This is a genomic window from Denitrobacterium detoxificans (assembly GCF_015062615.1).
Lineage (GTDB): Bacteria > Actinomycetota > Coriobacteriia > Coriobacteriales > Eggerthellaceae > Denitrobacterium > Denitrobacterium detoxificans_A.
Window position 1 is genome coordinate 41,196 of the sequence record NZ_SUUH01000004.1, and the last position, 20,336, is coordinate 61,531.

Sequence of the window (20,336 nt, forward strand, 5' to 3'; positions counted from 1 at the left end):
GAAGAGCCATCGCACAACTTCAGCATGTGGTCGCGCGAATAGGTAACGCCCGCCGCCGGCGATGCCGGCTCGACGCTCGTGCGCATATCCCAGTTATGCAGGTCCAGCGTGGTCAGGCTGCTGTTGTTGTAGAAGGCATTCGAGAAGTCGGTTACGGCAGAGGTGTTCCAGTTACCCAGATCCACCAAGCGCAGCATGTTGTAGTCGTTGTAGCACAAGCCGGAAAGGTCGGTTACCGAGCTCGTATCCCATGCGCCCACGCCCGTGATCTCGGTGAGCTTGCGGTCCTCGGCGAACATGCGGGCAAGGCTCGTCGCGCCCGAAACGTCCAGGCTGGCAAGACCGCTGATGCTCGTCAGCTCGTAGCATCCCTCGAACAGGCTCTCCAGATTTTCGGTTCCCGCCAGCTTCAGGCCCGTCACGGTGATGGAGGTAACCGCCTCATAGTGGTGGAACCACTTATAAAGGTTAGTCGCGTAGAAGTTCGAGCCCGCTTTCACCACAATCGACTTCACGTTGAAGCGACCATTGCCGCCTTCGATGACGTCCAGCCACGGCTGCTCGGTGGTGCCTTCGGGCACTTCATCCAAGAAGCCAGTGTATGCGGTCTCGGTTACCGTGGTGCTATGGGATGCATCCTGGAACGTCGTGCCGATGAGCAGCTGCTTAGTAGTACTGTCGTAGGTCCACCACGCATTGTCGTTGCTGGGGAATCGACCACGCTGGCTACCGTCAGCCCACACATATGTGTGCACCGTGCCGGAAATAGCGTTACCCGCCGCGGGATAACGATCAACCACATTCTTCGTGGTGCCGAACCACGGGTCGGCCTCTCCCCCATCGGTACGATCCCAGCTGCCGGCAACGGCGGCACGGGAGCTCACATTTTCAAAATCGGCGTCTTCCAGAATCACGCCCGGGCCAATGATGAGCGTACGCAGCGAACCCATCTCGTGCATCATGTTCGTGCGCACCGCATTGGCAGGCATGCTCCATCCGCTCAAATCGAGGGTAACCACGTAGCGAGCATTGTCGAACATGCTCTCGAAGGTAGTGGCGCTCGTTACGTCCCACTGGGCCAGCGCCGAGATGTCGGTGAGGTCGGGAGTGTTGTAGAACATGAAGCTGAAATCTTCCACCTTGCCCGTATCCCAATTCTGCATCTCGGGAACGAGCAGCAGCAGCGGGCAGTTGTAGAAGAAGTAGGCCAGCGAGGTAATGTCCTTCACGTTCCAGTATTCCAGGCCCTTCACGGAACCAAGAATGGAGCAGCCCTTGAAGAAGTTGGCCAGCGACTGATTGGCGGTCGCCGCGCTCACGTCCAGACCAAGGCCATCGTTCAGCGTGCCGTCGGCGTTGATGGAGGCGGCGCTCTGGAAGGACGTCATCTTGGAGTAGCCCGCGAACCAGCCCTCGGGATTGGTGGGCTGCAGGCCACCCAGGACGATGACCTTCTGCACGCTCGTTACCGAGGAGAGCACGTTGAGCCAGGGAAGCAGCTTCGTGCGGTCACCGCTGGCTGGCAGCGTGGCCACCTCGGTCACTACCTTGCTGGAATTCTCAGCCGTAGTGGTAACGCCAATCGTCAGCGTGCCATCGTCGGCGTTAAATTTCCACCAGGCATTGTCGTTGGAAATGAAGCGGCCCGACTTCAATCCCGTGGACCAGACGTATACGAACGTACCGGTCGCATTGCCCGTGGTGGCCGAGCTGGCAGGGTAGCGCGCCGCAAGGTTTGCGGTGCTGCCGAACCACATACTATCGGAGGTCTGCCACGAGCCGTTGCTCGTCGTATGAGCAGCGAGCGTGTCGTCAAACCCCGTGCCAGCGAGAATAACGCCATCCGTGAGCGTGAGCGTTGCCAAGCCACTGCAGCCATAGAACATGTTGCCGCGCGTCACGTCGGGCATTTCCCAATCGGTCAGATTCATGGTGGTGAATTGGGTAAGGCTGCGGAACATGCCCGCGAAGGTCGTAACCTGCGAGACATTCATGCCCGAGCCATCGAAGCTAATCAGGTTGGTGTAACCATAGAACCAATCTTCCAGATTGGTGGGGGCGATGCCGTTGGTGGTAACCACGTAGCGAATCTTGCTCTTGGTTACGATGGTCGTGCCGCTTGCATCCTTCAGCCACGGCTGCTCGGCCGCGAGCTCGGTAACCGTCACGGTGCCCGTGGCGTCATCCACACCCAGAGTGAGCGTATTGTCCGCGAACTTCCACCACGCATTGTCATTGGCGAAACGGCCGCCAATTTGATTGGCGTGCCAGACGTAGGTGATGGGGTCGGTGCCCAATTCGGCATCGAAGGTGGTGTCGGCGGGATAGCGCGTAACCACGTTATCGGTGGTGCCGAACCACACGCCATTTTCCACATCCCACGAGCCAGCGCTTGCGGCGTGCTTGGTAAGCGTATTGCCCAACGAGGTATTCGCCAGGATTACCTTATTAGTAAGTACGAGGCGCGCCAGACCCGAGCAACCCGCGAACATATAGGTACGAGCAGAGCTGGCGGGCATCTCCCAGCCAGTCAGATTCACATTGGCCAGATAGGTGGCTCCCTCGAACAAGCTCGCGAAGCTCGTGGTGGAGGAAACGTCGAAGCCCGAGCCGTCGAATGCGGTCAGGTCGACGTAATCCTTAAACCAAGCTTCCAGGGTGGCGGGAGCAATCTTGGCAACGCTGCCATCCACGGTCACGGTGGTGATCGCCTTGTAGTCAACGGAGGCGAGCCACGGAAGAGCGTCGGCCGTTTCGGTAACCGTCGTGCTCTTGCTCGCGTCAAGCACGGAAAGCGTAAGCGCGCCCGTGCTGGAGTCGAAGCTCCAAATAACATTGTGGTCGGCGTTGCTCGCGAAGTAAGAAGTGTAGGCGAAGTTATACGTAGTAGTGTCCGTCGTGGCGGTGGTCGCCGTCGTGTAGAGGTCGACCAGATCCTGAGTGCTTCCGCTGAAGCTGCCGCCCGACCACGTACCGGCGGTGGTGCCGCGGCTGGGGGCAACCGTAAGGCCGGTGCCATCGAGCACCACGCTCTTGGGAACGATCAGCTGCACGATGGAAGAAAGGCCATTAAACATGCCGCCACGGGCCGTCGTCTCGTAGATGCTCCAGCCCGTCATGTCCAGCGCGCGCAAGCTCGAGCAATTGTAGAACATATTAGTATAGGTAGCGCTAGCGCTCGTTGCCCAACCATTCGTTCCCGTGATCGTGGTCAGATTGGTGCATCCGCTAAACATGCTCTCGAAGCTCGAGACGCCCGAGACGTTGAAAGAGACGTTGCCGTTGGTGACGATTTCCACCGACACCAACTGATCGTAGCCAAGGAACCATTCCTTAAAGTTAGTGGGGACGATGCGGGAGTCGATGACCACGCGCGTGATGGAGCTCTTGCCGTAGGAGCTCTTCCACGGAAGCGAGGTACCGAATTCCACGACCGTCCAATTGCCCGTGCCGGAAGCGGTGAGGGTCAGCGTGGTTCCAGAAACGCTCCAATAAACATCGCTGCCGGTTCCACTGAAGCTGCCACTCGTAGCCATCGGAACCAGACTGGTTACACCGTCGTCGGATGCAATTCCCATGCCCGCCGCGCGGTCGGACTGAGCGCCGCGAGTTTCATTCTGCTTCGCGGAGAAGTCGGTTCCGGTTGCAGTGGCGGTTCCGTTTTCGGCAACCGTCGAAGCGGTTTCGTTTTCCGTCGCGGAGCCATTGGCAGCCGGCGCGGTTCCGTTTTCGGCGGAGCCATTTTCGTCGGAGCCGTTGGTTTCGTTTTCGGTTCCGTTTTCACCATCGGAAGAATTCGAACCCTCGGTTCCATTTTCGCCGTCGGAAAGAGTAGCGCCCGCGGTTCCATTTTCAGAACCGGATGCGTCGGCGGCGATGGTTCCATTTTCGTTATCAATAGCATCCGCTCCGTCGGTTCCGTTTTCGGAAGCGGCGGCGGTTTCATTTTCATTCGTTCCATTTTCGGCAACGGCGGCGGTTGCATCGTCGGCGCCAAGGGTGGAGAGTTCGGTTTCGTTTTCGCTCGCATCGGAAAGCGTAGCGGAGGCATCGGCGGGGGCGGCTTCGTCGGTGGCGCCCTGAGCGCTCATGCCGAAGACGTTCGCGGCGGCGGTGGTGGTGACGCCACAGACGCTCTGCGCGTCGCTGCCCTCTACACTATTACTTATATAAGTAGTCGCTCCTTCGTTGCTTTCCGAAACGAACGAGCTCGCTGCGGCGGATGCCGAGCGAGCCTCAATGGTCTCTGCGGAGGTGTCGTCTTGACCGCTATCGGTCTGCTCGACCGAGGGCGCATCCTGTCCGATTCCCTCCCCTTGCGGAAGGTCTTCGTCGTATGACGCGGTATCGGAAACGCCGTCAGTTTCGGCGGGATCATCCGCTTCTTCGGAAGCTTCCTCCTCGGTAGGCTCCTCGCTTTCGAGGGCCTGCTCATCGGTGGGCTCCGTAGCGGACGCATTCACGTCATCCCCCTCCGCGGGGGTTTCGACGCCTTCAACTGCAACAGCCTCATCTGCGGTTTCCTGCACAGAAGAAACGGCGGCGGGCTCATCGGAGGAAAGGGGGTTGTTGATTTCCTCGACTACAGCCTCGTCGTCATTCACGACCTGGGCGGATACCGTAGCTGCGGCATCGTCTTGTGTATTGGATTCGATGTCTGCGGCGAATGCCAGATTGGGGGCGGCGAAAGCCAAGAAGGCGCACAGCGTCACAAGGACAAGAGCCACCGCTACCTTAGCGGAGGTTTTCCTCTCGACCCCAGCGAATCGCATTTTTGCAGTAGCGCACTCCACTGCAAACGCTCTCCTCGTGTAACAACCCCCGGGCAACATACCCTTGAATTGCCAGGTCAAGTGAGAATACGGTACTATCCGCGATACTTGGCCCGCTCAAGTTGATGCCCTCCAGGCGCGCAGCGCATAATTCACCCATTGCTACACTCCTGGTATCACTTGATACTATCAGCTATTTGCAACTTGCGCTATACCCTTTCTCCAAACAATCTGCATGCGTTACCTTGGAGTCATAATCCCAGTTCGTATGCGAAAAGATACGCGAATGAGTAATTATCTCTCACTGTGAATAATGCGGCGAAACCCTATATCTTGTGCGCCCCAAGCGCGCATGCGCAAGCTCTACGTCGCGTGAATCACCCACCGAAATGAGCGCAATCCAACCGTGCCCTCCATCGATGGCGCCCAAGGAATCATCGGTCGCGCGGCCATCACATCCGTCGCGCAGCCGACTCGCTTTCGAATGCACGCCAAAGCATCCGTCCAAGGATAGTCAGACGGAGCGATGTGGCGAAGATGAGCCCTCCGCGCCGCGGACGCTCCAGGCATCCTTCGCGCGGTGCGCGCCGCGCCCATCGACGGCCATCCGCCAAGCCATCCAAAGCAGCCTCACGCACGATTCGACAGCGACGCCAAAGCGAAAGGAGTCGCGCCCGCAGACGCGACTCCTTCGCACCTTCGCCGCAACGAAAAGCCATCCATTGCGGCGTTCATTTTTCAGCGTTGCGGTTCAACTTTCATGAAATCTACAGCGCCATGGGTTCAAATATCGGAGATTCCCGTGGTTCCCTTTTCGCGCAAGCGCAATCGCCGAAGTTTATTATTTAGCAGATGCGCGGAAGCTGCTCCCCCACCAACATATCAAGGATGCGCATGCTTCCGAACCCGGTTCTAATGCTCACGCGCGGCGCACGGTCGTCAGGGCACGGAAGAACCTCTCCGATAATCGCCGCATCGGTTCCGTACTCATTCGCACGCATGGCTTCCAACGCAAGTTCAGATTCTTCCGCGGGAACCACGCAAACCATCTTGCCCTCATTGGCAACCTGGAAGACATCGTAGCCCAACATTTCGCACGCACCACGCACGGCATCCTTCACCGGAACGTTCATTTCGTCGACAACCATATCGACGCCACTCTGCTCCGCAAGTTCATTGAGCGTGCTTGCCAAACCACCGCGTGTGGGGTCACGGAAGCAACGCGTATGAGGCGCCGCTTCGAGCACTTCCGCGATCAAATGGTTCAAGGGAGCGGCATCGCTTTTCAGGTCGGCACGAAAGCTCAGCTCCTCTCGACAGCTCATGATCGTGATGCCATGATCGCCCAACGTACCCGACACGAGCACCTTATCGCCTGGCTTGCAGTACTGACCGCCAAGCACTCGTCCGGCGGGAATGAAGCCCACACCGCTCGTATTGATGTACACGCCATCGCCATGGCCGCGATTTACGACCTTCGTGTCGCCCGTTACGATGCGCACGCCAGCTTCCTTGGCTACATCCGCCATGCTTTGGCAAATGCGCTTCAGATCTTCCATGGGGAAGCCTTCTTCCAGAATGAAGCCGCACGAAAGGTACTTCGGCACCGCACCACTGGTAGCCACATCGTTCACGGTACCGCACACGGCCAAATGCCCGATGTCACCACCCGGGAAGAAATGAGGGGTCACCACGAAGCTGTCGGTGGAATACGCCAATCGCTCGCCCTCTGCGGGAAGCGGCAAATCTGCCGCATCATTGCCGACAGCAAGCTCCTCGCCACCATAGGCATCGAAGAATACCTCGTCGATAATGCGGCGCATCATAGTACCGCCGCTACCATGACCCAGCAGGACCTTTTCGTCCATAGTGTTCCCTTTCGCAAATAAGGCGCCCAGCGGCGCCTTACATATATATATGTATAGTTGCCGGCACTGAAAGCTAGTAGATGCGCCCACCTGTTGACGTAAGAACCAAGCGCCCCGTCTGCACGCCCTTCAACCCCAGGATGAGGTCGGCTATGCCTTGCACCAAGCCCGTCTCTCCCCGAATGATGATTACTTCCAGGCAAGCATGGTGGTCGATATGCACATGGGTGCTCGAGATGACGTTTTCCAAGTATTCGTGCTGCACGCCGTCAATCTTGTCACGCAGGTCGTTTACATGGTGGTCGTACACGATGGTGAGCGTCCCCATGACTTCCATGCCCAACGTAGCGCACTGCTCGCTAATGAGCGCCTCGCGCACCAAGTCGCGGATTACCTCGCTGCGATTCTTCGCCAAGCCACGGCGAGCCACCAGCTGATCGAATTCAATCAGCAAGTCTTCCGGCATCGCCACCGAAAAGCGCATGAGATCGTTGGACATAACGCCTCTTTCTCATCAACTAGCGGATCTATACAAGCTTAACCGAAACGTTAGCCACAGCTTCGGCGTCTTCCTCCAACGCATCCTGGGCGTCGGTGATAAGCGCGCGAGCGTCATCAAGCAGATGCTGCACCTGGTGCATCAGCTCGCAGGTCTTCTCATAGCTCGCATCGCCGGCAACGTGGCCCAGCTTATGAGCCCACCTACGATTCAGAGCGATCTGGTCGTCGATCTGCTCGAGCATCATCTTATACTGACCCGTGTTGACACCATTCTGGCACATACCGTGCTCCTTTCGATTTGGCGTGTCCTTCCTCTTTGCTAACAGTGTAGCCCTGTTCTTCCACTCCGATGTGACGAATTAGGAAAAATGTGTGAGCATGTGTCAATTTAGGCAAGGAGAACCCCTTGGGATTTAAAAGACACCAGAACGGTTACATTTAGTTTCCAAACATCAACAATACCCAAATGACGTGCGACCATGCTGCGGGCCCGCAATAAAATACTTGCATAGCTGAACGACGGGTAGGGGTATCAGCATGGCACATGCAGTAATGGCTCAACAGGGCGAACAAGCAGCATTTACATCCACGTATTTCATCCCGTTTTCCATGGAACGCAATGCGCTACGCCAGGTTTTGGAAGCCGAAGGCGTACTGAGCGCAACGCAGTACCGCATGCTCATCGAGCTCTTCTTCGCGCATCCGGGAACCATTCCCCAATCGGAGCTCAGCACGCTGCTTCACGTGAAACCAAACGTGATAGCAAACGCGTTCCCCCACATCGACGCGCTCATGTTCACGCATCGCCGCGAAAGCGAGCAGGATGCACGCGCACGCATTGCTGCCATCACGCCGCAGGGCATCGCCTATGTCAACGAGAGCGAGAAGACGCTCGTCGCACAATTCAGGATCACCTGGCCACCACGCAACGAGAATTACCAGCGACTCTTTCGGGCCATTACCCACGTAGGCCACTCCATCGACAAGAACATCCCGCCCGTGATTTCGGAGACGCACCCAACCACGCATCTCATTGCTGCGCTGGAATCCATCGCACGCCCCATTGAAGAGGAGACGAAGACCCAGAGCGGCTACCCCATCCCCGAATGCCGAGTCATGCAGCGCCTCTACGAAACGCATATGCCCATGCGCATTGGCGTTGTGGCCAATCAGCTCATGCTCACGAACGCAACGGCCACGCGCACTACGAAGGCCCTGCATGAAAAGGGGCTCATCCAGAGGCTTGCGCATCCCCACGACAACAAGGCGGTATACATCGCCCTTACCGAACGGGGCGAGCGCGAAGCTCTGCGCGTGGTAAATATCATCAACTATGCCGGGTCGAAGTTCTTCTGGGATAGGCTGGGCGAAGGACACATGATTACATTCACCCAGCTCAATCGCGTTATCGTAACAATCATGAAGATGCAGCGACAGGCGCAGGAAGCAGCAGAGCTTTCCAACCTGACATCCATCGACTAGCAATCGACAATCACCAGATAGCATCCTCCCAATCGATGCCCCGCACGGTTTCTAACGTATAATCGTGCGGGCCTTCGATTGCTATAGGGGTGTTAAATGCGCATGTTCTCTCGTGAAAAGACCGCTTTTGCCACGGAGCATCTGCTCTGGGGCGCGTTCCTGGCGTCCTTTCTCACCATCGTTGATTACCTGCCCGAATTACAGGGAGCCTCGCTTTCGTTCTCCTTCGCCTTCATTTGCGCGCTCGTCCTCGTTTCGTGCGCCGCGATTGCGCTTTGGCACCTTGCGCCATCCATGATTGCGAAGGCATCCCCCATCGCGCCCGCGATACTGCTTCCCTGCTGCCTTGCCATCTCGCACTTTGCGCCCACCACCACGCCTATCACCATCATCACCGCCGTAGGCTGCGCCATTGCCTTCTTCCCAAGCATATGCAAGTGGGCCGCCAAATACGCTCGACACGACTTTCAAGACGCTGCGGTCGGGATATCCATTGGCGTTATCACCTCTTCCTGCCTGGAGCTCATCGCATTCGCCATTCCCGAAGCGCTGCTCTTCGCCTATACATCGCTCCTATTCGTCGTTGGCTGCCTTCCCATCCTCACGAGCAACGACGAGACGCCGAAGGAAAGCGCCATTGCGCCTGTAAACGCGAATGACACACTGCCCCGCATCATTACAGCCATTGCCGACATCGCTTTCCCCATTGCGGGCCTGTTTATCTTCTATCTCATCACCGGCTCGGCACGCGCGGCGCAATATGTCGAAGCGCCCATCGTCACCGCCAACCACAGCCTCCTGGAAATCACGTTTCGGGCAGTCTGCGCCATTCCGCCCATTTTGCTTGCCCTGCATCCACCCCGGAAATTCAGCCTGAACATCATCCTGCAAGCCGTCTTGCCCGCTGGAGCTGCGCTTTTGCTACTCCCTTGGATGCTCTTCCCCCAAAGTGGCAGTACCCCGGCAAACGCCTTCTTCGCGTTCGGCGGCGGAGCATGCTTCAGCAGTTGCATGATCACGTCGTGGCTTTACGTGACCACCGCCATTCGTGCGGAACGTGATTTGGCCATACCCCTTTGCGGCATGGCACCTGCCGCCATTTTCATCAGCGTGCCGCTGGGGTTTGCATCCTTCACGTACCTGGGCGACGACATCGCGCGCAACATCGCGCCCCTCTGCACCATGCTCTTCCTACTCGCCAACTACGCGATTCTCGTCTTGCGCCCCACCACAAGCCAGCCGGCGGCATTCAATGCCGGAATCGAAGAACACTGCCTTGCCATCGCACAGCAGTACAATCTCACGCCCCGAGAAGGCGAAGTGCTGTCGTACATTGCGCGCGGCAGATCGTCCACCTACATAGCCGACACGCTCTGCATCTCGCCCCATACCGTGAAGACCCACACACGGCACATCCACGAGAAGCTGGGAATTGGCTCACGACAGGAAATCATCGACCTCATCGAAAACGAGTAGCACCAACGCAAATGCCCCGCTTGCATGTATGACGCAAGCGGGGCATTCGAGCGTTGCTCGGCGGGGAGGGTGTCGCCGAGCCTAAGTGCTTCGAATTTACAGGTTAGCCACCGTCTTACCGCAGACGCGACCATGGGTCATCGCCATGCCGATGGAGACGCCAGCCGTAGGCGTGCTATACGCATTGCCGAAGCGCTGACCAAGGCAATTACCGACGGCATACAGTCCCTTGATACGCGTGTAGTCGGGGCGGATGACATTCAGGTTCTCGTCGGTCATCAGACCGGCAAGGGTCACCAAGCCGGCTACGCCCTTTGCTTCGTTGGAAGAGGGGGCCACGTAGAAAGGCGGCTCATCGATGGGAATCATTACTTCCGCATCCTTGCCGAAGTCGGCGTCGGACCCGGCATAGCACAGCTCGTTGTAACGCGCGACGGTTGCCAGCGCCTCCTTCAGCGCATCGCCCTCGTAGCCAGCGTACTTCAAAGCCGTTTCCAGGTCGTCTGCGCCGTACACCGTCGACTGCATGCGCTCTGCGATAGTGCACGTACGAACGGGAGCGCCCTGCGCGCCAGCCGCAACAACGGCAGACATGTCGGTTACCAGGTCGTCGTAGTACTGCGGGCGCGTATAGTTCGGGGCGCCATGGTCGATGCTCGCACGCTGCACGGTGGTAAGCCACTTCGAGTCGGTAACCGTGGCAACGGTGCCAATGGGCTGCCTGAGGGTGGCGGCAAACGCGCCAACCGTCACAGCCTCGTTCATGTAGCGCTTGCCCTCGGCGTTCACCCACAAAAACGGAGCGGTACCCCATGGGCCGCCACCGCCGCCACCCATGCTCATCGTAGGACGAGGACCCGGCTCGATATAGCCGCCAGCCCAGCAGCCCATCTTCAGGCCACTGCCGTCATTCATGGTCATGGCGGTTACGCTACCCGCTTCCACGCCCTGGCGTTCGCACCATTCGGGCACTTCCGTAATGAGATTCCAGATCATCTCGCCGTTCTGGCCCATATCGCCCGTGGCAAGGATAACGCCCTTGGCAGCCTCGAACTTGATGTAGGAGCCATCTTCACCCTTGGCGATAACGCCCGTCACGTCCCCGTCGCCATTCTGCGTGCACACGACCGCGGTTGTTCCGTAATACCACTTCGCACCCAAGCGCTGAGCTTCTGCGACCTGGAAGCTCTCGGCTTCACTGATGTTGGACATGGCGCCCACGCCATTCACCGGCTCGTCGCTGTACTTGCCCCAGAACATGGCATCGCCAACCCAGGTCTTGTAACCGCCCATTTCGATGGGATAGTCCTCGGGATTGCGGCCATAGGCGATATGCAAGCCCAATTCGCCCTTCGGCCCCATTTCGAGCATATGGTTATCGGAAGGAATGAGGCTGATGAAATGGTCGAATGCTTCGCCGCAATTGTCCACGAACGCGCGGATGATCGCAGGACTCACGCGGTTGCCACCACGGCGGCAAAACTCGCTTACGATCTCGCCTGTGTCATAGGGGCCGTATCCCTGGTTGATGAGCCACTGGCTATTGAAATGCCCAAATTCCTGGCCGTAGTAATGCAGGTAGCCCGTGTCGGAGTCAACGTTGCGCGCTTCAAGCACAACGACGCTCGCGCCTTCTTCCGCAGCGGCAAGGGCAGCCTGCGTTCCGGAGTGTCCGCTGCCACACACCACCACATCTGCCGAAATGACATCAGTGATCTTACTCTCGTCGATTGAAGGCGCTTCGCCCAGCCAATCCTCCGAGCACATATACCCCGAAGGATGCGTCGATGCCTGGGTGGCTTCGGCGCTCTGGGTCTGCGACTTAGGCGACGAGCACCCTGGCATGGCGGCAGCCGCGACGGCTGCGGCACCGGCAAGCGCCGCGCCCTTCAGGAAGCCCCTACGCCCCATCGTCGTTTCCGGAGACTTGTTTTCGATTCCCATAAGAATCCTCCCTTTCACTTTCGGACGCCCTCCTGACGTCCGCTGGATGAAACGTAGGGGTTTCGCGCGGGGCGCAGGAGACACGAAAGGGAGTATTGCAAGGAAAAACCCTCCTAATCACTTAGTGATTAGGAGGGTCCCATCTGGGAGCATGTTAATTTCGGCTACTTATTCTTGTTAGCCTTCTTGCGAGCCGTGGTATCCAGAATGCGCTTGCGCAGGCGGATGTTCTTGGGCGTAACCTCTACCAGCTCGTCGTCCTGAATGTACTCCAAAGCCTCTTCCAGCGTGAAGCGCACGGGAGGAGTGAGCTGAATAGCCTTGTCAGCGGAAGAGGAACGCTGGTTGCCCAGGTTCTTGGTCTTCGCGATGTTCACGACCATATCGCCTTCCTTGGCACTTTCGCCCACGATCATACCCTCGTAGCAATCGTCGCCCGGAGACACGAACAGCGTGCCACGCTGCTGCAGCGTATCAAGAGCGTAGGCAACGGCCTTTTCGGTGCTCATGGAAATCATGCCACCGTTCTTGCGGCCGGAATACTCGCCGCGATAGGCGCCGTACTCCATGAAACGATGGAACATGTTCGCCTCACCGCGCGTGGCGTTCAGCAGCTTGGTGCGCAGGCCCATGGTGCCACGGGTGGGAATGCGGAATACCAACTGCGTCTGCTCGCCCTTGCTGGCCATGTCGAGCATCTCGCCACCGGCATTACCAAAGACTTCGATGCACTTGCCCGCGTATTCGCTGGGCGTTTCCACCGTTGCTTCCTCGATAGGCTCAAGCTTGTGACCGTTCTCGTCGGTCTTGATGAGCACGCGGGGGCGGCCAACCTGCAGCTCGAAGCCTTCGCGACGCATGGTCTCGATAAGAACAGAAATCTGCAGAATGCCGCGACCGGCAACTTCGATACCACTCTTGTCTTCCAGTGGCTGAATGCGCATGGTCACGTTGCTCTCGGCTTCCGCTTCCAGACGCTCGTTCAGCTGACGCGCGCCAACGATGTCGCCATCAGCTCCCACCAGCGGGCTGTCGGAAGGCTGGAACACAACGGCCATGGTCGGCTCGTCGATCTTGATGGGGTCGAGCTCGATGGGATGATCAATGCTCGTGACCATATCGCCGATGTCGGCATCTTCCACGCCCACCACGGCGATGATGTCGCCCGCGTGAGCTTCGGGAACTTCCACCTTGCCCAGTTTGTCGAACGTGAATACCTGCTTGATATTGGCGTTGTAACGCACACCGTCACGCTTGATGACGAGCATCTGATCGTTCTTATGCAGCGTACCGCTGTACAGACGGCCAACGCCAATACGGCCAACGAAGCTGGAGTGATCGACGGTGCACACCTGCAGGGCCACGGGGCCTTCGGGCTCGCAGTCGGGAGCCGGAATCTCCTTCAGGATGGTGTCGAGCAGCGGAATCATGTTGTCGTTGTCATCAGTTGCCTCATAGCGGGCATAGCCATTCATGGCGCTTGCATACACCACGGGGAAATCGAGCTGCTCGTCGGAAGCCTCGAGCTCGACCATGAGGTCGAAAACCTCGTCGACGACCTCTTCGGGACGAGCGCCGGGGCGGTCGATCTTGTTCACGACCACGACGATGCGCAGGCCCAAGTCGAGCGCATGACGCAGAACGAAGCGTGTCTGGGGCATGGGACCTTCGAACGCATCTACGATGAGCAGCGCGCCATCGGCCATGTTGAGCACGCGCTCAACCTCGCCGCCGAAGTCGGCATGGCCCGGCGTGTCGATGACGTTGATCTTCGTATCGTTGTACGTGATGGAGATGTTCTTCGAGAGAATGGTGATACCGCGCTCGCGCTCCTGGTCGTTGCTGTCGAGCACGCGGTCTTCCACCTGCTGGTTCTCGCGAAAGACGTTGGTTGCCTTCATCAGCTGGTCGACCAGGGTCGTCTTGCCATGGTCAACGTGCGCGATGATGGCAACGTTGCGGATGTGTTCCTGTTTCATGCCTCTGCCAATCCTTGTTTACTCAAGCTCTTCGAGCTCTGCCAGTATCTGCTTCTTCTCGTTGTTGAGATTGTTGATTTGCTTGGTTAGGTCGCCTACGCTGCGATGCGCGGTGAAGGCGTCGAAGCCGCCCCAGAACGCAACGGCTCCACCCAGGCCAGCAAGCCAGGGAATACGCCAGCGCGCGAAGAGCGCGGCCACGGCTCCGCCAATGAGCAGCATGAGCCCCGTGCGCCTGCGGTCGATAAAGGCATCGCGTTGCTGCTGCAGCTGCACGCGCGCGGCGGCAATGCCGCGCAGCTTGGATTCCAGCTCCACCACGCGCGAATGGGAAGAGGAACGCGCCGAGCTGCGCGCTTTGGAACCCGAACCCCCACGGGAAAGCGCCTCGTAGGCTTCCTGCAGGTTTTTGAATTGCTCTTCCGCTCGCTTCTGCAGTTTCCTGTTACCCGCAAACTTATCGGGATGCAAAATCTGAGCCGTTTCCTTGTAGGCGGTCTTGATCTCGTCCAGCGTGGCATCGTCATCGAGCCCGAGCAAACGAAGCGCTTCAGCGCGATTCACAATGCGCACCCCTTTCGAAAAGCCTAGAAAATAACGCGCGTTATCGTACCACGCGTCCGTGTGTATCGTATGGTGTCCCACACGTTCCGCATGAGTGAGCGCACGCAAGGCACTCGAAAGCCAGCAGGAACGGGGAGACGCGCTGTCCTTTTCCGAAACAGACAGCCGAAAACAAGACCGCGAGCAGTGGTGGTGACCATTGCGAAAAGCGTATCGCTAGCTTCTGTTAATGACGGGGAGCTTCAGGCGCATGAAGGCGAAATCAGGCTATACGGCGCTACGCGGACTCGACGTTGTTGCTGCGCTTGATGACGATAAGCGCCGATGCGAGCGAAAGAACGAAGAAGCTCGCTAACACGAGCATGGCAGTTTGCACGCCCAGGGAATCGGCCATGAATCCCATCAGGGCCGTAAATGCCACGCCGCCAATGCCCGTAGCAGCCGTGATAATACCCGTTGCGGTGGCTGTCTGCTTCCCGGCGAAGGGCAGCATGATAGTCAGCACGCAAGGATAGATCGCGCCACTTGCGAACCCCAGGGGAACGCACATGAACATGACCATCGCCGGATTGGCACTCACCGAGAGCAAGATCATCGCGCATGGGATGGTAATGATGGCGGCAACGAGGATCTTCTTCGCTTGCTTGTCGAAGCGTCCCACCAAGAAACGAGACGGAATCATAACCGCCCAGAAAATCGAGAGGGCAATCTTTCCATTCGAAGACTGCAGGACATCGGTGAACAGCGTGTCGACGAAATAGGCGAATCCATTTTCGAAGCCCACGTAAATGCACATGATAACGCTTAGAAGCAGGATAGCCGATAACGCGAAACGCCCCGCAAAGCCCTTGCCTTCGGCCTGCGCAGGCCTAGCCTCGCGCGCTTCCCCACCGCAGCGAGTAATTCCCACCAACACGCACACGCTTCCCACGGCAAGGATGCCGAACAGCGTACGCCAATCGAGCCCCTGTTGGAGGTAGAAGTCAACCACCAAGGGAGCGAGTAAGGCACCCAAGGCATACATCATCGTGATATACGCCACCTTCTTTCCACCGGTAACGGGATACGCATCCGCAACGGCGGCAATGGAAATAAATTGCAAGGCGCTCGTGGTAAGCCCCAAGAAAAAGATGCTGAAGAGGAACACCGCATCGGAAGCCGCAAAAACGGCGATGAGCGCAGCGACAATCTGAATACCCAACATGATGGTTATGCTCGTGGACTTCCTCACGCTGTCCGCCCATTTGCCCAGAAGGATGGGGGCAAGCATGGTTGCGAAGAGCTCCATAGCGGCGAAGAGACCCATGGACGTGAGTGAAAGATCGAACTCTTCCCCGATGTGCCAGATGCTCGCCTGGTAGCCGCCTGCTTCGAAGCCATTAATGAGCACGACGAGGAACAGGACTATCCAAAGGAAATCCCTCTTTGGCGCCTTGATAGCATCCATAGCCCGCTCCTTCGCATGATTCGAAGTGGAACAAAGCGATTGCCTATCATTATTTCGGGTTCGTATATGACACACAATGACCGCGAGCAAGTCGTAACGATACTGCGACAAGCCCCATGAACGAGGGGCGAAGCCTTGTTCACGCATGGCGAATGCGTAGCATATATCCTCCGCTACGCGAGCTCTTTGATTACCTTTGCAGGAACTCCACCCACAACCGTGCGTGCGGGAACGTCTTTCGTCACAACCGCACCAGCAGCAACCACGGCGCCTTCTCCAATAGTTACGCCCGGAAGCACTGTGACATTCGCGCCCAGCCATGCATCTGCTTCGATATGCACAGGCGCGGGCAGCAAATTCGCGCGGAGAGCTGGGTCCATGTTGTGATTGAGCGTAGCAATTACGCAGTTATGTCCAATGAGCGCGCGATTTCCTATGTAAATGCCACCCTGATCCTGAAAGCGACAGCCTGCATTGATGAATACGCCTTCGCCTACGTGCGTATTAAGCCCACAGTCGGTTGTAAAAGGCGGGAACAACCCCACGCTCTCGGGCAGGTCACATATCCACAGTTCCTCGAGCCGTTCGCGCACGTGGGACAAACTGTCGAATTGCGCATTCATGCGCGATGTAATGCGCATTGCTCGTTCAGACGCAGCCGTCATGAGGCGATGCACTTCGCTTCCCGCCTCTACTTCCTCGCCCGAATTCATGCGCTCCAGAAAATAGGCAATCTGATCGGACGTCAATTCGCCGCCATCTTCATAGAAACTCTCAGCCATGTCACACTCTTTTCCTCGGACCGCTCGCTACCTACGAACGAACGGACTTTTCGGGATCGATAGTCATACTCTGGAAGCGGTTCGCCATGTACTCGTCGCCAAAATTCTCGGCGTAGAACTGCTCGATCCCCGCCTCCGGCACGTGGCCTGCCGCACGGGCGCCCCAATTGTCGAGCGCCTGCAGGGTCATGACGCAATTCACCAGCATGAACGCAGCGCACACGAGCGTCACGCTGTAACGCCATTTCCAGGGGATGAGATTGAACAACCGCAGGAACACCGGCAGCAGCAGCCTGATCCACACCGTGCCGAGCAAGCCGAACATCGACGCGAAGAGCAAGCACGTGCGCCCGCCGAATATGTCGCCAAGGAACTGGTCGGAATAATCCCAAGCCGAAGCGCCAAACCCCACTTCCATGAACCAGCTGACGAAGTACTCGAAACCGCCGCCGATAATAGTGCAGACGACAAAGATGAACACGATGTTGCGGTCCTTGAAGCGGTTGAGCGCGATGGTCATGAGCACGGCCCCGACGCCGTAAATGGGCGAGAAGGGGCCCCACAGCAAGCCGGCGCGATCCTGGTAGACGCCGGGCTCGACGACGACCATGTGGAAGATAATCTCGACGATGAGGCCGACGACGCAGCCGACGATGAACGTCCAGAACAGGTTGAAGAAATCGAGACGTATGTAGCCCTCGCCAGGGTCGGCCAAGCCGAGGGTGCCCTGTTTGGCATGGATTTCCGTGTCGAGCTCCCTCAGGCCCGACTGCAGTTTCGACTCGTTGACGAGCGAGGGGTTGAGATACGTCGAGAGCGCAATTTGGGCTGCCAATTGCACGAAGTTGAACAAAAGCACAAGATCGATGCCGTAGAGCATGAGCTCGCAAACCAGCGAGACCACGGTCAGGGCGATGTTCACGTTGATGAGCGCACTGGCAGCCCCTCGTTTTCCTCGCATCAAGCGCAGTCCCACGAAGAACGAAAGCACCGTGGAGGCAAACGAACACGCCGCCGCTATGGCAACGACCCCTGCGGTAGTGGCGGTCACCTTTTCCAGAGCCTCCACCAATATGTTGCTATCGAATAAAGAGAGCAGGGTCACAACACCCGAGAATATGCCGAGCGCGCCCGTCACCATGAGAAGGATGCTCAAAACACGCAAGGGCACGGGGAGCTTTGAAAAGGCCAGCCCTTTCATACTGTCGCGTACGATGCTCATGATCTCAGCGCGCTCCTTGGTGGTAAGCGGTTGCTCCTCGCTGCGCTCGCGCGCTGCCGCTAGAATTATCTCCACTTCCTGCTCGTCGAGAAACCCGTCGGCTACAGCATCGCGAGCCACATCAAATACGTCTTTTTTCGTCATGCTCATATCCAATCTGATTAGGCCAAACAACCAGGTAAACTGCCTTTGTCTCGCCGATTTGGACACCTGAAAACAGACAAGCAAATTACCAAATCACACTTGCGCTAACGGGCCAATCGGGCTTCCTCCTCCGACACCGTGACTATATCGCTGATCACGTTGATCATGTTTTGCAGACCACCCAAGAAAAACTCCAGGTAAATAGCCATACATACAACATCATAGGACTTGAGGTAGGTAACGATAATAAGCGATCCGATAAGAATGGACCCCGGTTGGTTGGGCGCTCCAAAAGAGAGGAACAAGACCAATGCCGAAATGACCACGATGCTTACCGGAGGAACTTCGGTTCCCGTCGCGAAAATGTAGAACACGGCAACGAACATGAGCAGGAAACAGTTTCCATCAAGGTTAATCTGGGCAAGAAATGGGAGCGTACGGGAAACCCTCTCACGATCCAGCCCGTAATTCCTGACGCAATACCTAATGTTGTACGGAACGGCATTAATGACCGAGCCAATAGCGAAGTTTTCGCGTACGAGCGGAAGAAGCTTCTTGGCAAAGGGAATCACTTTCACACCCCGCACCTTTAGCCTCGCTGCATACGAGGCAAAAAGAAATACGCTGCTTACGACCATAAGCATAATAAGCAACAACGTGCGAAGGAGGGCTTCATGACCACCCTCGAGCATGACATCCAAAGCCGCTAGGCAACATGCAACAGGAAGCAAAAACATGACCGCGCTAAGCATGCGCGAGAACAGACCATAGCAAACATCTATTGCCCGGCCCAGCACCTCATAGTCCTTACCTGCCGACACAAGAGCATAGGTAACAAGCAACGCGACAATAATAAGCGGAATGGGAGAAAGAGCTTCAAAGGGCTCAAATATGCTTGTAGGCACCATTGACGTGACTATATCCGAAAAGCTCCGCTCACCGTAGCTACCCGCAAACTCCGCATCATACCCTTGCCAACCAATAAGCACCGACATGAGGGAATAACTGAGGGCAAGCGCAAGCAGGACGGCAAATGCGGACGTAATGAGAGATATCATCCGCAGCCTGCGAGCATCCGAATTTCGTTTCGAGACGATGAATGCGTTAGAGGCATTTTTCAAAAGGGAAAAGAAGGTTACAGGCGCACCTACCATAAGCATGGCATTGCCGTATATCTGCTCGAAGGGAAAGATGTACTCATTAAGCAAGGCATGTTGCTCATCGACATCAAGAAACATGGCAAGAACGAGATAGACAACTATCCCAATCAAAATGCCTGATCCGCACAGGATGATATTCCCCTTTGGATCTTTCCGCACTGACACCAAAATGGTGTTATAGCCAGCGCTATATCCATATGACACCTTTTCGGCATACGCACGCAAAACAGTGGATCCCGACGATGTGGAGTCGTTTTCCTCGGGAAGGGAAAACCTCTCACCCTCGTAACCAATTTGGAGGCTCACGCCAGCGAGCCCCTTTTTCGTCGAAACGGTTACCGTGGTACTCTGCTCAACGCCACGCTCAAGCATGGTGTTAAACACTGCTTCGAAGACGAGCATCGTCTCGCGAACACCGCTTTGAGACACAGACGAGCTTTCAAGCAGGGTTTCCACATAGGAACGAGCGGCATTGAATCCCTCAATGTCGGCATGAATCTCGAGATCATTTTGCGTGCCCTTCCCCATATGTTCACTATATCGAATTACCCCACCTATATGATGTCTTTGCTACCAATCCGATAGCAAGATGGGGCGTCTCCCAAGCGGAGCGCCCCCCCTTCATGGTTACCGCGCGAACAAGGGGCTAGGTGAGGTGCACTGAGCGGAATAATGAAAAAGAGGCCCATGGCCTCTTTTGAGTGGTTGGTGGAGCATAGGGGGATACGCACGCTGCGCCTGCGGCGCAGCATCCCGGCTCCGCGCTTACGCGCTCCGCCCGAAAGCCTACGTTCGCCCCACAGGGGCGAACGCTTTACGGCTTTCGCCCTCTCGGGGTTCGATCCCCCTATGCACTGGGTAATTCTGCTCAGGGTGCCCCAGATAGCCCCGCCGCAAGGCCGTAGCGTACTAACGGGTTAGCGGCAAGAATGTGTGTCCGATTCCCCCCTTGACAGCGCAGGTCGGACGCGCAAAAGACGCCCGTTAAATTCTGC

At 57.2% G+C, this 20,336-nt stretch carries 13 protein-coding genes (1 of these 13 only partly in view); 2 read left to right on the forward strand and 11 right to left on the reverse strand.

Annotated elements, in window-relative coordinates:
- From E7002_RS06290 to E7002_RS06305, 4 genes are all read right to left on the reverse strand, one after another.
- A protein-coding gene (locus E7002_RS06290; RefSeq protein WP_303728010.1) for a BspA family leucine-rich repeat surface protein crosses the window boundary here: on the reverse strand, nucleotides 1-4,727 show its 5' portion. The gene continues 40,804 nt to the left of window position 1, outside the view; 4,727 of the gene's 45,531 nt are visible here — the first part of the coding sequence; it begins with the start codon at nucleotides 4,725-4,727; its stop codon lies beyond the left edge, outside the window.
- Between the two features lie 890 nt (nucleotides 4,728-5,617).
- The gene (hypE, locus tag E7002_RS06295; protein ID WP_303728011.1) at nucleotides 5,618-6,640 is read right to left on the reverse strand and encodes a hydrogenase expression/formation protein HypE; all 1,023 of its coding nucleotides are present in this window, start codon (nucleotides 6,638-6,640) and stop codon (nucleotides 5,618-5,620) included.
- A 73-nt stretch (nucleotides 6,641-6,713) separates the two neighbouring features.
- Nucleotides 6,714-7,139: a nickel-responsive transcriptional regulator NikR gene (gene nikR, locus E7002_RS06300; RefSeq protein WP_303728013.1), complete on the reverse strand. Its 426-nt coding sequence runs from the start codon at nucleotides 7,137-7,139 to the stop codon at nucleotides 6,714-6,716.
- A 28-nt stretch (nucleotides 7,140-7,167) separates the two neighbouring features.
- Nucleotides 7,168-7,422: a dynein gamma chain protein gene (locus E7002_RS06305; RefSeq protein WP_303728014.1), complete on the reverse strand. Its 255-nt coding sequence runs from the start codon at nucleotides 7,420-7,422 to the stop codon at nucleotides 7,168-7,170.
- 256 nt (nucleotides 7,423-7,678) lie between these two features.
- Here E7002_RS06305 and E7002_RS06310 point away from each other — a divergent pair, with 256 nt between their 5' ends.
- Both E7002_RS06310 and E7002_RS06315 read left to right on the forward strand, forming a co-directional pair.
- Nucleotides 7,679-8,623 carry a MarR family winged helix-turn-helix transcriptional regulator gene (locus E7002_RS06310; protein ID WP_303728016.1) on the forward strand — a complete coding sequence of 315 codons (945 nt, stop codon included), beginning with the start codon at nucleotides 7,679-7,681 and terminating at the stop codon, nucleotides 8,621-8,623.
- 96 nt (nucleotides 8,624-8,719) lie between these two features.
- On the forward strand, nucleotides 8,720-10,099 hold the full coding sequence (locus E7002_RS06315; RefSeq protein WP_303728017.1) for a response regulator transcription factor: 1,380 nt from the start codon (nucleotides 8,720-8,722) through the stop codon (nucleotides 10,097-10,099).
- 96 nt (nucleotides 10,100-10,195) lie between these two features.
- Here E7002_RS06315 and E7002_RS06320 read toward each other — a convergent pair whose 3' ends face one another.
- From E7002_RS06320 to E7002_RS06350, 7 genes are all read right to left on the reverse strand, one after another.
- Nucleotides 10,196-12,043, reverse strand: coding sequence for an FAD-binding protein (locus tag E7002_RS06320; RefSeq protein ID WP_303728018.1), 1,848 nt, complete (start codon nucleotides 12,041-12,043; stop codon nucleotides 10,196-10,198).
- Nucleotides 12,044-12,207: 164 nt separating this feature from the next.
- On the reverse strand, nucleotides 12,208-14,022 hold the full coding sequence (gene typA / locus E7002_RS06325; RefSeq protein ID WP_303728019.1) for a translational GTPase TypA: 1,815 nt from the start codon (nucleotides 14,020-14,022) through the stop codon (nucleotides 12,208-12,210).
- A gap of 18 nt (nucleotides 14,023-14,040) precedes the next feature.
- On the reverse strand, nucleotides 14,041-14,586 hold the full coding sequence (locus tag E7002_RS06330) for a J domain-containing protein (RefSeq protein WP_303728020.1): 546 nt from the start codon (nucleotides 14,584-14,586) through the stop codon (nucleotides 14,041-14,043).
- 277 nt (nucleotides 14,587-14,863) lie between these two features.
- The gene (locus E7002_RS06335) at nucleotides 14,864-16,033 is read right to left on the reverse strand and encodes a sugar MFS transporter (RefSeq protein WP_303728021.1); all 1,170 of its coding nucleotides are present in this window, start codon (nucleotides 16,031-16,033) and stop codon (nucleotides 14,864-14,866) included.
- 173 nt (nucleotides 16,034-16,206) lie between these two features.
- Nucleotides 16,207-16,815 (reverse strand): DapH/DapD/GlmU-related protein, encoded by a 609-nt coding sequence (locus tag E7002_RS06340; protein WP_303728022.1) that lies wholly within the window; start codon nucleotides 16,813-16,815, stop codon nucleotides 16,207-16,209.
- A 31-nt stretch (nucleotides 16,816-16,846) separates the two neighbouring features.
- Nucleotides 16,847-18,181, reverse strand: a complete 1,335-nt coding sequence (locus E7002_RS06345; protein WP_303728023.1) for a putative ABC transporter permease — start codon at nucleotides 18,179-18,181, stop codon at nucleotides 16,847-16,849.
- 104 nt (nucleotides 18,182-18,285) lie between these two features.
- Nucleotides 18,286-19,869 carry a dicarboxylate/amino acid:cation symporter gene (locus E7002_RS06350; RefSeq protein WP_303728024.1) on the reverse strand — a complete coding sequence of 528 codons (1,584 nt, stop codon included), beginning with the start codon at nucleotides 19,867-19,869 and terminating at the stop codon, nucleotides 18,286-18,288.
- Nucleotides 19,870-20,336: the final 467 nt, after the last annotated feature.